We start from the raw sequence: 15,220 nt of genomic DNA on the forward strand, positions 1-15,220 counted from the left end.
TCAGTAATTCACCTTGCGCTCGACATAACGGAACTGGATCACCGTGAGCGCGATCACGATGCCCATGAGCACCACCGACTGCGCGGCGGAGCTGCCCAGGTCCATGGCCTTGAAGCCGTCGTAATAGACCTTGTAGACCAGGATGGAGGTTTCCTTGCCCGGACCGCCGTTGGTGGCGGCGTCGACGATGGCGAAGGTGTCGAAGAAGGCGTAGACCACGTTCATCACCAGCAGGAAGAAGGTGGTCGGCGACAGCAGCGGGAACTGAATGGTCCAGAAACGTCGCCAGGGGCCAGCGCCGTCGATGGCGGCCGCCTCGATCAGCGATTTCGGGATGCTTTGCAAGCCAGCGACGAAGAAGAGGAAGTTGTAGGAAAACTGCTTCCAGATCGCCGCGGCCACGATCAGCGCCATGGCGTGCTCACCTTTGAGCAAGTGGTTCCAAGGAATGCCGATCTGCTCCAGCGCCCAGGCCACGGGGCCAATCGAGGGCGAGAACATGAAGACCCACATCACCGCAGCCACGGCTGGCGCGACGGCGTAAGGCATGATGAGCAGGGTGCGGTAGACCATCACGCCGCGCACGATCCGGTCCGCGAACACGGCCATCAGCAGCGCCAGCGACAAGCCAATCACGGCGACCAGCACCGAGAAGTAGGCCGTGGTCTTGAACGAGGCCAGGTAGCCCGGATCGTTGAACAGCCGTTCGAAGTTTTCAAGTCCGACCCATTCGGTGGACATGCCGAAGGTGTCCTGCTGTTGGAACGATTGCAACAGGGCCTGGGCGGCGGGCCAGAAGAAGAACACGCTGATGATGAGCAACTGCGGCAGCAGCAAGGCCCAAGGTAACCAGCGAGAGCGGAAGAGGACGCGTTTTTCCATGCGTTGATCTGTGTAGCCGCCGCGGCGTGCGGCGGGAATAGGGGCTGGAGTCTAACCGGGATGGTGGGGGGCGGGCCGCTGGTCAGCGGGGGGCGTCGTCTGCCTCGTCCGGCTCGCCTGTTGATGTCCGTCCCAGACTGGCGAACAGGGCAATGGTGGCCTTGCGGCTGGCACCCAGGTCCACCATCGGTGCCGGATAACCGGGGGGCGGGCCGGACGCCGCGAGGTGGGGCGCATGGATGGCCTTGTCGCTCAAGCCCGCCAGCTCCGGCACCCACTCACGGATGAACCGGCCTTGCGGGTCGAAACGCTGTGATTGGGTGATCGGGTTGAAGATGCGGAAATAGGGCGCCGCATCGGTACCCGTGGACGCGCTCCATTGCCAGCCGCCGTTGTTGGCTGCGAAGTCCCCGTCGATCAGGTTCTCCATGAAATACCGCTCGCCCCAGCGCCAGTCGATTTGCAGGTTTTTGGTGAGGAACATGGCCACCAGCATGCGCAGGCGGTTGTGCATCCAGCCCGTGGCGTTCAATTGGCGCATGGCGGCGTCGATGATGGGGATGCCGGTGCGGCCTTCGCACCAGCGCGCGAAGTCATTGGCGTCATGACGCCACGGGAAGGCCTCGGTGTGGACCTGCATGGCGCGGTGCATGCAGACCTGGGGATAGTCCACCACCAAGTGTTGGTAGAACTCACGCCAGATCAGTTCGCTGATCCAGGTGCTCACGCCCGCGTTGGCATTCCAGTCCCCGCCGGTGCGCGCCAGCACCGCCGCGAGGGCCTGTCGCGGCGACAGCGCGCCAATGGCCAGGTAGGGCGACAGGCCGGAGGTGCCCGCCACGGCGGGCAGGTCGCGTTGTGTCTGGTAGCTGTCGAGATCCTGTGCGATGAAGCGTTGCAGCCGAGCATTTGCCACGGCTTCACCGGCAGGCCAGAGCGCCTCAAGGTTTCGCAAGTCGTGGCCGCCGAACAAGCGGTCGATGTCTTGCGCGCTGGCGGACGGGCAGGGCAGCGCCGCTTGATGCGCGGGTGCCTCCAGCGGACGCAGTTGGAGCAGGCTGGCGAGTTGCAGCCATTTGCGCTTGTAGGGTGTGAAGACCTTGTAGGGCGAGCCCGCTTCGTTGCGCACCTTGCCTGGGGGGATGACCACCCGGTCGTGGCAACGCTTGACCGTCACGCCTTGCGCGCGCAGCAACTGGTTCACCTGCTGATCGCGGTTCAACTCGTCAAGCGGGTATTCGGCGTTGAAGAAGCAATGGCTGATGCCATGCTCCTGCGCCAGACGGGCCAGGGCCGGGGCGATCTCGCTCGCCCGCGCCACGCCCAAGACCCGAAGGGCGATGTGATGGCGTGGCAGTTCCGACGTCAGTAGGTGCAAGTGGCGGCGCGCGAAATCCAGCCGCGCCGGCGCGATGGGAAAGCGCGTCACATAGGCATCGCAATGCACATAAACCGCGACCACGCCTTGCCGCAATTCGGCGGCGGCGTGCAGGGCTGGGTTGTCATGCAGCCGCAGATCGTTGCGCAGCCAGACCAGAGCCGTCATGGTGGGGAGGAACTGTAAAGAAAAACCGCCATCCCAAGGCGGGATGGCGGTGATCGCTGAGGGAGGGCGAGGTTTACTTGTTCGCCTTCTCGAAGCGCTCCAGCAGTTCGTTGCCACGGGCAACGATGCTGTCCAGCGCGTCCTTGGGGGTCTTGGTGCCAGCCCAGACTTGTTCGAGTTCTTCGTCCTCGATGGTGCGGATCTGAACGTAGTTGCCCAGGCGGATGCCGCGGCTCTTGTCGGTCACCTTGCGGATCATCTGCGTCACGGCCACGTCGGTGCCAGGGTTCTGCTTGTAGAAGCCCGAGGCTTCGGTCAGCTTGTAGGCGGCCGTCGTGACGGGCAGGTAGCCAGTGCGCTTGTGGCTGGCGGATTGCACTTCAGGCGTCGAGATGAAGTTGAAGAACGTGGCCACGCCCTTGTATTCCTCGGCCTTCTTGCCACTCATGACCCACAGGCTGGCGCCACCGATCACGGTATTTTGCGGCGCGCCCTGGACGTCCGGGTAGTAGGGCAGGGTGCTCAGACCGTAGGCGAACTTGGCGTTCTTGGACACGTTGCCGTAGAAGCCCGAGGACGTGGTGATCATCGCGCACTCGCCAGAGACGAAGCTCGCCTCCGCCTTGTTGCCACGACCCTTGTACGCCATGCTGCCGTCCTTGGCCATCTTGGCCAGGGTCTCGATGTGGCGCACATGCAGCGGCGAGTTGATCTTCATGCGGGCGTCCAGGCCGCCCAGGCCGTTTTGCTGGGTTGCGAACTCCACGTTGTGCCAGGCCGAGAAGCTCTCGAGCTGGGTCCAGCCCTGCCATGCCGGCGTGAAGGCGCACTTGTGGCCGCTGTCTTTGAGCTTGGTGGCGGCAGCCACGACTTCCGGCCAGGTGGTCGGGGCCTTGTCCGGGTTCAGGCCAGCGGCCTTGAAGGCGTCCTTGTTGTAATAGAAGATGGTCGTCGAGCTGTTGAAGGGGAAGCTCAGCATCTGGCCGTTGGGGGCCGTGTAATAACCGGCCACGGCGGGAACGTAGGCGCTGGGGTCGAACTTGAAGCCCGCGTCGGCCATCACCTTGCCCACGGGCACCACGGCGCCCTTGCTGGCCATCATGGTCGCGGTGCCCACCTCGAACACCTGCAGGATGTGCGGCGCGTTGCCGGCGCGGAAGGCGGCGATCGCGGCGGTCATGGACTCGTCGTAGGTGCCCTTGAAGACCGGAGTGATCTTGTACTCCTTCTGGCTTTCGTTGAACTGCTTGGCCAGGTCATTGACCCATTCGTTGTTGACGGCCGTCATCGAGTGCCACCACTGGATTTCGGTCTGGGCCTTGGCCGCGGGCGCGAAACTCAGGGCCGAAAGCGCGGAGACGACGGTCAGCGCCAACGTGCTGAGCGGGCGGCGAGCCAGGGTGTGAGCAAACGAGTTTGTTTTCATGTGGGATCAATCCTAGGAAGGGTTGCGTAAGTCGCGCAGCGTAAAACGCAATTGTGACAAACGGATTAAGCCTGCATGACGGCGCCCTCGCGCTCCGGGATTTCCATAGGGTGGATGCGCCCAGGGTCGTTCAGCCCAAGTCCAGGCTCGTCGAGGGGCGCTGGGGTAACATCCAGTTTCAGCCGGTGTTGGCCTTACGTGTTGGTACCTGCTCCCAGGCAAACTTCGGGCTGAAATTTCAGGTTTCCATGAACGCACCGACCTTGCCAAACGCCGTAGCGGACGCTGTCCGCGCGCACGATCACGAGCGCATCCGCGAAATTCCGTACAACTACACCTCCTACTCCGACCGCGAGATTGTCCAGCGTCTGCTCGGCGCGCGGGCTTGGGAGGTGTTGAACCAGCTGCGCGAAGAGCGCCGCACGGGTCGATCCGCCCGCATGCTGTACGAAGTGCTGGGCGACATTTGGGTGGTGCAGCGCAACCCCTATTTGCAGGATGACCTGCTGGACAACCCCAAGCGGCGTGCCCAGTTGGTCGAGGCCTTGCACCACCGGCTGGGCGAGGTGGAAAAGCGCCGCCGGTCGGTGACTGCCACGGCGACGCAAGACGCAAGCGCACCCGTCTTCGACGCCAAACGGGATGCCCTGGTGGGCGAGCTGCTGAACGCCGCGCGCGCCGCGGTGGAAGCCTTTGATCAGAGTTTCCGCGAGGTCGAGAGCCTGCGTCGCAAGGCGCAGCGTGTGCTGTGCCGCTTGACGGCCCGCGACAACGTGAAGTTCGACGGGCTGTCCCGCGTGTCGCACGTGACCGACGCGACCGACTGGCGCGTGGAATATCCCTTTGTCGTGCTCACGCCGGACAGCGAGGAAGAGATGGCTGGCCTGGTGCGCGGCTGCATCGAGCTGGGCCTGACCATCGTGCCGCGTGGCGGCGGCACGGGCTACACCGGTGGCGCCATCCCGCTGACTTGGAAGAGCGCGGTCATCAACACCGAGAAGCTCGAGGCGATGACCGAGGTTGAGATGGTTTTGCTGCCGGGGCTGGACCAACCAGTCCCGACCGTCTGGACCGAGGCGGGCGTGGTGACGCAGCGCGTGGCTGACGCGGCCGAACGCGGCGGTTTTGTCTTCGCAGTGGACCCGACCAGTGCCGAAGCTTCCTGCGTGGGCGGCAACATCGCCATGAACGCGGGTGGCAAGAAGGCCGTGCTCTGGGGCACGGCGCTGGACAACCTGGCGAGCTGGCGCATGGTCACGCCCGAGGCCGAGTGGCTGGAGGTGACGCGCGTTGGCCACAACCTGGGCAAGATCCACGACGCCGACGTGGCCAGCTTCGAATTGAAGTATTTCGACGCCTCGGGCAAGAAGCTGCGCCGCACCGAGCGGCTGGACATCCCGGGCCCGCGTTTCCGCAAGGAAGGCCTGGGCAAGGACGTGACGGACAAATTCCTGAGCGGCCTGCCGGGCGTGCAGAAGGAAGGATGTGACGGTCTGATCACCAGCGCGCGCTGGGTGGTGCACCGCATGCCCGAGCACACCCGTACCGTTTGCCTGGAGTTCTTCGGTCATGCCAAGGACGCGGTGCCCAGCATCGTCGAGATCAAGGACTTCATGTTCGCCGAACAGAAGCGCAGCGGCACCCTGCTCGCTGGCCTGGAGCACCTGGACGACCGCTACCTGAAGGCCGTGGGTTACGCCACCAAGAGCAAGCGCGGGGGGCTGCCCAAGATGGTGCTGATCGGTGACATCGTCGGCGACGACCCCGACCAGGTGGCGCGCGCTGCCAGCGAGGTCGTGCGCATGGCCAATTCGCGCAGCGGGGAGGGCTTCACCGCCATCAGTCCCGAGGCCCGCAAGAAGTTCTGGGCCGACCGCAAGCGCACGGCGGCGATCAGCAAGCACACCAACGCCTTCAAGATCAACGAGGACGTGGTGATTCCGCTGCCGCGCATGGCCGAGTACACCGACGGCATCGAGCGCATCAACATCGAGCTGAGCTTGCGCAACAAGCTCAAGCTGGCCGACGAACTGGACGCCTTTTTCCAGCGCCCCGACCTGACCACCCTGCTCAAGGCTGGCAAGCAGGCCGCGGACGATGGCAGCGAAGTCTCGGCGGCGGAGCTGCTGCCCGAGCGTGCCAGCCAGGCGCTGGCGTTGGTGCGTTCCGTGCGCGCGCAATGGCAGGACTGGCTGCAGCGCATCGATACCCTGTTCCCGCAACTGCAAAGCCACGAACTGCGTGCCAGCTGGAAGACGCAGGTTCGAGTGCCCTTGCAGGCTATTTTCACAGGCGGGGTCTTTCAGCCGCTTTTGGACGAATGCAATGCCATTCACAAGCGCGTGCTCAAGGGCCGGGTCTGGGTGGCGTTGCACATGCACGCAGGCGACGGCAATGTGCACACCAACATTCCCGTCAACAGCGACGACTACGAGATGCTGCAGACCGCGCACGAGGCCGTGGCGCGCATCATGAAGCTGGCGCGCAGCCTGGACGGCGTGATCTCGGGCGAACACGGCATCGGCATCACCAAGCTCGAATTCCTCAGCGACGAGGAACTGCAGCCTTTCGCCGATTACAAGGCCCGGGTCGATCCGCAGGGGCGTTTCAACAAGGGCAAGCTGCTGCGGCATCTGCCGGTCGCGCAGGATGACGAAGACATGCATGCCGCCGACCTGAGCCAGGCCTACACGCCCAGCTTCGGCCTGATGGGGCATGAATCGCTGATCATGCAGCAGAGCGATATCGGCGCCATCAGTGACAGCATCAAGGACTGCCTGCGCTGCGGCAAGTGCAAGCCGGTCTGCGCGACCCATGTGCCGCGCGCCAACCTGCTGTACTCGCCGCGCAACAAGATCCTCGCCACCTCGTTGCTGGTCGAGGCCTTCCTCTACGAAGAACAGACCCGCCGCGGCGTCAGCATCAAGCACTGGCAGGAGTTCGAGGACGTGGCCGACCATTGCACGGTCTGCCACAAGTGCGAGTCGCCCTGCCCGGTCAAGATCGACTTCGGCGACGTGACCATGAACATGCGCAACCTGCTGCGCAAGATGGGCAAGAAGCGTTTCCGCCCCGGCAATGCGGCGGCCATGTTCTTCCTGAACGCGACCAATCCGGACACCATCAAGCTGATGCGCAGCGCCATGGTCGGCGTGGGCTTCAAGGCCCAGCGTCTGGCCAACGACCTGCTACGTCGGCTCACCCGCGCGCAAACCGCCAAGCCTGCCGCCACGGTGGGCATGCCGCCGGTCAAGGAGCAGGTGATCCACTTCATCAACAAGAAGCTGCCGGGCGGCCTGCCCAAGAAGACCGCGCGCGCGCTGCTGGACATCGAAGACAAAAACTACGTGCCCATCATCCGCGACGCCGCCAGGACGACGGCGGAGACCGAGGCCGTGTTCTATTTCCCGGGCTGCGGCTCGGAACGGCTGTTTTCCCAGGTGGGCTTGGCGACGCAGGCCATGCTGTGGCACGCTGGCGTGCAGACGGTGCTGCCCCCAGGCTACCTCTGCTGCGGCTACCCGCAGCGCGGCAGCGGGCAGTTCGACAAGGCCGAGAAGATGATCACGGACAACCGCGTGCTCTTCCACCGCGTGGCCAACACCCTGAACTACCTGGACATCAAGACCGTGGTCGTGAGCTGCGGCACCTGCTACGACCAGCTCCAGGGCTACAAGTTCGAGGACATCTTCCCCGGATGCCGCATCATCGACATCCATGAGTTCCTGCTCGAAAAGGGGCTCAAGCTTGAGGGCGATGGCGCTTACCTGTACCACGACCCCTGCCACACGCCGCTCAAGCAGCAGGAACCGATGAAGACCGTCAAGGCCCTGGTCGGCGCGAACGTGGTCAAGAGCGAGCGCTGCTGCGGGGAGAGCGGAACCTTTGGCGTCACTCGGCCTGACATTTCGACCCAAGTGCGCTTCCGCAAGGAAGAAGAAATCAAGAAGGGCGAGGCCGCGCTGCGCGAGACGGGCTTGGTGGGCGCCACGGATGATCTGAAGATCCTGACGAGCTGCCCGAGCTGCCTGCAAGGCCTGAACCGCTATGGCAACGACCTGCACAACGGCTTGCTGGAAGCCGACTACATCGTGGTCGAGATGGCGCGCAAGATCCTCGGCGAGGACTGGATGCCCAAGTACGTCGCCGCGGCCAACGCGGGCGGCATCGAACGCGTGCTGGTCTGACGCACGCAAGTTAGGAGGAGACCCCATGGCAGGTTTGAAAGCCGGCTCGCCCAAGCCGCTGAACATGACGGTGCACGGCAAATCGCGCGTGTTGGAGGTGGCGTTCACGGATGGCAAGATTTTTCGCATCCCCTTCGAACTGATGCGGGTCTACTCGCCTTCGGCCGAGGTGCAGGGGCATGGCCCGGGGCAGGAAGTCCTGCAGACTGGCAAGCGCGAGGTGGAACTGGTCGGCTTGGAGCCCGTGGGCAACTACGCCGTGCAGCCCGCTTTCAGCGACGGGCACAGCAGCGGCCTCTACACCTGGGACTACCTGTACCTTCTCGGCTCCCAGGAGTCGCGACTCTGGGCTGAGTACGAAGCCAAGCTGCAGGCTGCGGGGTTGAACCGCGACGCGCCCATGCCCGCGAGCGCGGGTCACGGCCAGGGCGGTCACGCCTGCGGCCACCACCATTGAGACAGGGCCATCCATGAGTCAGACCCATTTTGGTTTCGAAACGGTCGATGAGACCGAAAAAGCACGGCGTGTGCGTGGCGTGTTCGATTCCGTCGCCTCCAAGTACGACGTGATGAACGATTTGATGTCCGGTGGCTTGCACCGGCTCTGGAAGCGTTACACCGTCATGGTGGCCAACCTCAAGGAAGGCCAGCGCGCGCTCGACATCGCGGGAGGGACCGGGGACCTCGCGCTTGCCTTCGCGCGCGAGGTGGGCAAGACGGGGCAAGTGGTGCACACCGACATCAACCAAGCCATGCTGCGCGTGGGCCGTGACCGCTTGCTGGATGCGGGCGTGGTGTTGCCCACGGTGGTCTGTGACGCGGAAAAGTTGCCTTTCCCCGAGGGACATTTCGACCTCGTCAGCGTGGCCTTCGGCCTGCGCAACATGACTCACAAGGACATCGCCCTGACCGAGATGCGTCGGGTGCTCAAGCCCGGTGGCCGCTTGCTGGTGCTGGAGTTCTCCAAGGTCGCACCTCCCCTGGAGAAAGCCTATGACTGGTACTCCTTCAAGGTATTGCCCCTGCTGGGCAAGTTCGTCGCGGGCGACGCGGACAGCTATCTGTATCTGGCCGAGTCCATCCGCATGCACCCGGGTCAGGAGGAGCTGAAGGCCTTGATGCTCAAAGCCGGATTCGGTCATGTGGACTTCCATAACCTGACGGGTGGTGTGGTCGCCTTGCATGTTGGAATCAAGACCTGATACTTTTCGTCATTCGTCATTCACGTTCGTTTTGTTTGGGAGTCGGTGCATGAAGCGCGGGTTGTATGGGCTGAAGCAGGGCGGGGCGCTGGTCCTCTCTGCGGCATTGGGGCTGGTGATGGTGCTGGGTTCAACCGAGGCCGAGGCTCGCCGTCTGGCCGGCGGTTCTTCCGTTGGCAAGCAGTCTGGCAATGTGATGCGACGCGACGCGCCGGCCCAGCCTCCTGCTTCGACCCCAGCCTCATCTCCTTCGTCCACGCAAAATGGCGCGGCCGCTGGCGGTAGCCCCGCGACCCCCGCCACTGCAGCTGCACCGGCAGCGTCTACCGCTGCTGCAGGCGCGGCTTCCGCGCCTGCCCGCCGCACCGGCATGGCCTTGTTGGGAGGTTTGGCCGCGGGTCTGGGCCTGGCCTGGTTGGCAAGCAGCTTAGGCCTGGGCGCCGCGTTTGGTCAGTTCTTGCTGATCGCCCTGTTTGTGTTGCTCGCCGTTGTGTTGGTTCGCTGGCTGCTCCGTCCCCGGGCCACCGCGTCGGCCCCGCGCAACAGTTACGCCTTTCAGGGTGCGGGAGGCTCCGGCGTGGCCACCATTCCATCGGCCTATTTTCCAGAGAACGTCGGCAACGATGCCTCCGCACGGCCCTGGGAGCAAGGCGCGGGTGCTGCGGCTGCAAGTAACCCGCAGGGCGTGGTGATTGGATCGGCTTTGAATGGCAAGGCGGGGGATTGGAGCGTGCCCGCTGGCTTTGATGTCGAGAGCTTCCTCAAGGTCGCCAAGAGCAATTTCATTCATCTCCAGGCGGCTTGGGACAAGGCCGACATGGTCACGCTGCGCTCCATGATGACCGACGAGATGCTGGCAGAAATCAGCGCCCAATTGGCAGAGCGCGAGCGCCTGTCTGGCGGCGAACCGAACCTGACCGAAGTGCAGATGCTGCAGGCCCAGTTGCTGGGCATCGAGGACCTCGGCGGCGAGTACATGGCCAGCGTTGAGTTTTCTGGCATGGTGCGCGAAGACCGTCACAGCGGGCCGAGTCCCTTCCGCGAGGTTTGGAACATGACCAAGCCGCGCGATGGCAGCCGCGGCTGGTTGGTCGCGGGCGTGCAGGCCCTGCAGTGATCTCGCCCTGCTTCACGGTCTCTTGGCCATCGATCGCTGTGTTTTGTGGTCTGGGTGGCCGCCAGCCTTGGTGGCTTTAGCAAGTTGAGCGGCGTGGCTGCTCGCCGGCGTTCTTCGCCCCACGGCAGCCCTCGACAGAGCCCTGAGGTGGGTGCCATGGGGCCCTTGCCTGATTTGTGATTGGCTTGGTCGGATAGAGGACAGAACCGGGAATAATCGAAGGTTTATGCAGTCCTCTCCTTTGTCCATGCTTGAAGGCGTTGCGCAAAAGTTGCTCGGCGTCTTGCCCAAGCCACCTTTCCCCTCGCCACTGTCCGTTCCTTCATTGGATGGATTGCCTCAGCCCCCTGCTTGGGCAGTGCGGGAGGTGCAGCGCAGGGTCGTGCTGCTGCTCAACCACGTTCTGATGCAGGAACCCGAGGCCATGGTTCGCCTCGCGCGCCAGCAAGGGCGATCGGTGTTGTTCCAGTGGCGCGATCTCAGTTTCATGCTTCGCTGCACGCCTGCGGGGCTGTTTGATCTGGCGGGCCCTGATCCGACCGAGGACACCCAAGCGCCGGACTTGACGCTGACGGTCACGGAGGCGTCACCGGTGACCGTGGCGCAGACCTTGCTCGCGGGGGGGCAGCCCCCCGTGCGCATTGAAGGGCATGTGGCTTTGGCCTCCGAGCTGAACTGGCTGGCTGAGCATTTGCGCTGGGACATCGAAGAGGATTTGGCTCGTCTGATCGGTGACGCCCCTGCCCACAGCCTGATCCAGGTCGCGCGGCGTGCGGGACAGGCCTTGCGCGCGTGGCTACCTGCCCGGTCTGGCTCTTCCGGGGTTTCCGCTGGGCCTGGAGCACCGGCATGACCGGGGTGGCCAGCCGTTTTCTGCGCGGCGCCTACATCGTCTGGATCGTGTTGCGTTATGGCCTGGACGAGCTGGTGCTCTCCAGCTTTCGCAAACCCTGGCTGCGGGTGGCCGCACGCATCGTCGCTTTTGGTCGGCCCCTGAACAAGCCGCGCGGCGTCCGCCTGCGTGAGGCCCTGGAGCGTCTGGGGCCGATCTTCGTCAAATTCGGGCAAGTGCTGTCCACACGGCGTGATCTGCTGCCGCCCGATATCGCCGAAGAGCTGGCCAAGCTGCAGGATCGCGTGCCACCCTTCAGCTCGGAGGTGGCGGTGGCGACCATCGAGCGCTCTTTCCGTCAGCCGCTGGACAGCATCTTCAGTGAGTTCCAGCGAGAGCCCGTGGCCAGTGCCTCGATTGCCCAGGTGCATTTCGCCCGCCTGCGCGGCAAGGATGGTCGGCATGTCGGGCGCGAGGTGGCCGTCAAGGTGTTGCGCCCGGGAATGTTGCCGATCATCGAGAAGGACCTGGCGCTGATGCGCTGGATGGCCGCTTGGGTCGAGAACCTGTCCGCCGATGGCCGTCGCCTCAAGCCCCGGGAGGTGGTCGCCGAGTTCGACAGCTACCTGCACGACGAGTTGGATCTGGTGCGCGAGGCCGCGAGCGCCGCCCAGCTGAGGCGCAACATGGCCGGGCTGAACCTGGTGTTGATTCCCGAGATGTTCTGGGATTACTGCCACAGCGACGTGATCGTGATGGAGCGCATGCAGGGCATCCCGATCAGCCAGACGCAGCGACTGCGCGAGGCCGGAGTGGATCTCAAGAAGCTGGCCCGCGATGGGGTGACGATCTTTTTCACCCAGGTGTTCCGTGACGGCTTTTTCCACGCGGACATGCACCCCGGCAACATCTTCGTGAGCACGGACCCGGCCACGTTCGGTCGCTACATCTCGCTGGATTTCGGCATCGTCGGCACCCTGACCGAATTCGACAAGGAATACCTGGCGCAAAACTTCACGGCCTTTTTCCGGCGGGATTACAAGCGCGTGGCCGAACTGCACATCGAGAGCGGGTGGGTGCCGCCCGAGACCCGGGTCAACGAGTTGGAGGCGGCGGTGCGCTCCGTCTGCGAGCCGTATTTCGACCGCCCGCTGAAGGAAATCTCACTGGGCATGGTGCTGCTGCGCCTGTTCCAGACTTCCCGCCGTTTCAACGTCGAAATCCAGCCTCAGCTGGTGCTGCTGCAGAAAACCCTGCTCAACATCGAAGGTCTGGGGCGTGATCTGGATCCGGACCTGGACCTTTGGAGCACGGCCAAACCCTTCCTGGAGAAATGGATGGCCGATCAGATCGGCCCCAAGCGCCTGTGGGCCGAGCTGAAAAACCAGGCACCGCGTTACGCGAAGTTGCTGCCGGAGCTGCCGCGTCTGTTGCACGACTTCCTGCGGGAGCGTCAGGGTTCGGCCGCGACGGGAAGCGGACGGCGCACCCTGGAGGCCTTGCTCGCCGAGCAGCGTGCGACTCGCCGACTGCTGCAGATCCTGTTTGCGGCGGGCATCGGTTTTGCAACAGGGGTGCTGCTGATGCAGGTCCTCTGGAACTGGCCCGCCTTGGCCGATGCCTTCAGCGGTTTTTTCCAAGGTCGCTAGGTTTTCACCGGATAATCCCGGGGTTTGACCTGAAACCGCTCGCTGTTTTCAGCATTCTGTAATTTCACCGCCTGCTCGTTCCTCGAAAGGATTGATGGACATGAAGACTTTGACCCCTCGGTTGCGCGGATTCGTCGCGGCCATGGCACTGGCAGTCACCGGTTTCACTGGCGTGGTCTCCAGCGTGGAGGCTGCCGAGGAGCCGGTGCTCAACATCTACAACTGGGCTGACTACATCGCCGAGGACACGATCGCCAATTTCCAGAAGGAAACTGGCATCAAGGTCAATTACGACAACTTCGACAGCAACGAGGCCCTGCACGCCAAGCTGATGGCCGGCATGTCGGGCTACGACATCGTGGTGCCGGGGTCGCACTTCGCCAAGCTGCAGATACAGGGCGGCCTGCTGATGAAGCTGGACAAGTCCAAGATCCCCAATCTGAAGAACCTGGACCCCGCGATCCAGGCCCAGTTGGCCAAGGTCGACCCGGGCAACGAACACCTGGTCGATTGGCTCTGGGGCTACACCACCGTGGGCATCAACGCTGACCAGGTCAAGAAAGCCCTGGGTGGCATGCCGATGCCAGCCAACGCCTGGGATTTGGTGTTCAAGCCTGAGTACGCTTCCAAGCTGCAGAAATGCGGCATTTCCTTCCTGGACACCGCTTCGGAAGTCTTGCCCATCGCGCTCAAGTACATCGGCAAGGACCCGCGCAGCAAGAACGCAGCGGACTACGCAGAGGCTGGCAAGATGCTCAAGGCGGTCCGTCCCTATGTGGGCCGCTTCGCCGGTTCGGGCTCTGACTACATTGACCAGATGGCCAGCGGCCAGCTGTGCGCCGTGGTCGGCTGGTCGGGCGACATCATGATCGCCAAGGACAAGGCCAACGAAGCAGGCAAGCCCCAAAACCTGCAAGTGATGTTGCCCAAGATGGGCGGCCTGCTGTTCTTCGACACGATGGCGATTCCCAAGGACGCCAAGCACCCGGAGAACGCCCACAAGTTCATCAACTACATCTTGCGTCCGGAAGTGCATGCCTCCCTGACCAACGCCGTCTTCTACGCCAACCCGAACAAGGCGAGCATGAAGTTCGTCAATCCCTTGCTGGCCAAGGACCCGGCGGTGTTTCCGGACGCTGCCGGACTGGCCTCGATGATCGCGCCGGACACCCCCGACGCGGCCACCATGCGTCTGATCACTCGCACCTTCACCAATTTCAAGGTGGACCGCTGATCGTCAGTTCCGATTCCCTCGTCACCACTCCAGTTCACATCACACCATGCCCATCTACGCCTACAAGTGCAGCGCCTGCGGCCTTGCCAAGGACGTGCTGCAAAAAATTTCCGATCAACCACTGACGATTTGCCCAAACTGCGGCAAGGCCAGTTTCAGCAAGCAGGTGACCGCGGCGGGTTTTCAGCTCAAGGGCAGTGGCTGGTATGTCACTGACTTCCGAGGTGGTTCGGGGGGTGGAGGTTCTGAATCCTCCGGCAGCGGCTCTGGAGGTGCATCCGGTGACTCGGGAGGCGGTGGCGGATCTGGCTCTGGCTCATCAGACGGTGGCGGCGCGACCACGGCAGCGGCGGCCTCGGGACACAGCTGCGGAACGGGGTGCGGTTGCGCCTGAGCCTGTTGACGCGCGTCGGCAGGTGAGATGACCCAAAACATTGAAAATGGCAGGAGTGCTTCCGTGATGGCGAAATTCCGCAAATGGCTGCTCGCGGGCCTGCTGGTCCTGGTGCCGCTCATCATCACCCTGTGGGTGTTGAACTGGGTCATCGGCACGCTGGACCAGACCCTGCGCATCCTGCCCAGGGCCTGGCATCCGGATAACCTGCTGGGTTTCCATATCCCCGGGCTGGGAGTGATCTTCGCCGTGGTGGTCGTGCTCGCGATCGGTGCGCTGGCCTCCAACATCATTGGCAACCAACTCCTGGCCTGGGGCAATGCGCTGCTGCAGCGCATTCCCGTGGTGCGCTCGATTTATTCCGGCGTCAAGCAGGTATCGGACACCTTGTTTTCCGAGAAAGGCAATGCCTTCCGGCAAGCCGTGCTGGTGCAATGGCCACGTCCTGGAATGTGGACGATCGGCTTTGTCACTGGCACACCCGGAGGCGAGCTGGTGAACCACTTGCAAGGCGACTACCTGAGTGTTTTTGTCCCCACAACCCCGAACCCGACGGGTGGTTACTTCGTCATGCTCAAGGCCAGTGACTGCGTTGTTCTCGACATGAGCGTCGACGCGGCGTTGACCTACGTGATTTCCATGGGCGTGATCGCGCCCGGTTCCAAGGTGCAGATCGGATCTTCCGATCCCGCCTGAGCCTAGCCTGCGCGCGCGGCCTATCGATCCCCGATCCATTCCCCATCAGAACAAG

At 63.5% G+C, this 15,220-nt stretch carries 12 protein-coding genes; 9 read left to right on the top strand and 3 right to left on the bottom strand.

Translation table 11 applies throughout. The annotated features are described in order from the left end of the window. The 3 genes from ugpA to ugpB form a co-directional block, all read right to left on the bottom strand. Positions 1-882, bottom strand: coding sequence for a sn-glycerol-3-phosphate ABC transporter permease UgpA (gene ugpA, locus ACLBKS_RS11325; protein WP_410192908.1), 882 nt, complete (start codon positions 880-882; stop codon positions 1-3). Positions 883-964: 82 nt separating this feature from the next. Then, on the bottom strand, positions 965-2,428 hold the full coding sequence (locus ACLBKS_RS11330) for a cryptochrome/photolyase family protein (RefSeq protein ID WP_410192909.1): 1,464 nt from the start codon (positions 2,426-2,428) through the stop codon (positions 965-967). A 73-nt stretch (positions 2,429-2,501) separates the two neighbouring features. Beyond that, entirely contained in the window at positions 2,502-3,854 is a 1,353-nt protein-coding gene (gene ugpB, locus ACLBKS_RS11335; protein WP_410192910.1) for a sn-glycerol-3-phosphate ABC transporter substrate-binding protein UgpB, read from the bottom strand. 248 nt (positions 3,855-4,102) lie between these two features. Here ugpB and ACLBKS_RS11340 point away from each other — a divergent pair, with 248 nt between their 5' ends. From ACLBKS_RS11340 to ACLBKS_RS11380, 9 genes are all read left to right on the top strand, one after another. Beyond that, complete coding sequence (locus ACLBKS_RS11340) at positions 4,103-8,041, top strand: DUF3683 domain-containing protein (RefSeq protein WP_410192911.1); 3,939 nt, start codon at positions 4,103-4,105, stop codon at positions 8,039-8,041. A gap of 25 nt (positions 8,042-8,066) precedes the next feature. Beyond that, positions 8,067-8,498 (top strand): gamma-butyrobetaine hydroxylase-like domain-containing protein, encoded by a 432-nt coding sequence (locus ACLBKS_RS11345; RefSeq protein WP_410192912.1) that lies wholly within the window; start codon positions 8,067-8,069, stop codon positions 8,496-8,498. A gap of 13 nt (positions 8,499-8,511) precedes the next feature. Next, positions 8,512-9,243 carry a bifunctional demethylmenaquinone methyltransferase/2-methoxy-6-polyprenyl-1,4-benzoquinol methylase UbiE gene (gene ubiE, locus ACLBKS_RS11350; protein WP_410192913.1) on the top strand — a complete coding sequence of 244 codons (732 nt, stop codon included), beginning with the start codon at positions 8,512-8,514 and terminating at the stop codon, positions 9,241-9,243. A gap of 49 nt (positions 9,244-9,292) precedes the next feature. Then, complete coding sequence (locus ACLBKS_RS11355) at positions 9,293-10,360, top strand: Tim44 domain-containing protein (protein WP_410192914.1); 1,068 nt, start codon at positions 9,293-9,295, stop codon at positions 10,358-10,360. A 226-nt stretch (positions 10,361-10,586) separates the two neighbouring features. Beyond that, positions 10,587-11,213, top strand: a complete 627-nt coding sequence (locus ACLBKS_RS11360) for a hypothetical protein (RefSeq protein WP_410192915.1) — start codon at positions 10,587-10,589, stop codon at positions 11,211-11,213. Next, positions 11,210-12,841: a ubiquinone biosynthesis regulatory protein kinase UbiB gene (gene ubiB / locus ACLBKS_RS11365; RefSeq protein ID WP_410193045.1), complete on the top strand. Its 1,632-nt coding sequence runs from the start codon at positions 11,210-11,212 to the stop codon at positions 12,839-12,841. The genes ACLBKS_RS11360 and ubiB overlap by 4 nt, the downstream gene beginning before the upstream one ends. Before the next feature lie 100 nt (positions 12,842-12,941). Next, positions 12,942-14,075: a polyamine ABC transporter substrate-binding protein gene (locus ACLBKS_RS11370; protein ID WP_410192916.1), complete on the top strand. Its 1,134-nt coding sequence runs from the start codon at positions 12,942-12,944 to the stop codon at positions 14,073-14,075. 46 nt (positions 14,076-14,121) lie between these two features. Continuing rightward, entirely contained in the window at positions 14,122-14,469 is a 348-nt protein-coding gene (locus tag ACLBKS_RS11375; protein ID WP_410192917.1) for an FmdB family zinc ribbon protein, read from the top strand. Between the two features lie 66 nt (positions 14,470-14,535). After that, positions 14,536-15,165, top strand: a complete 630-nt coding sequence (locus tag ACLBKS_RS11380; protein ID WP_410192918.1) for a DUF502 domain-containing protein — start codon at positions 14,536-14,538, stop codon at positions 15,163-15,165. Positions 15,166-15,220: the final 55 nt, after the last annotated feature.

The organism is Hylemonella sp. W303a (assembly GCF_046452315.1).
GTDB lineage: Bacteria > Pseudomonadota > Gammaproteobacteria > Burkholderiales > Burkholderiaceae_C > Hylemonella.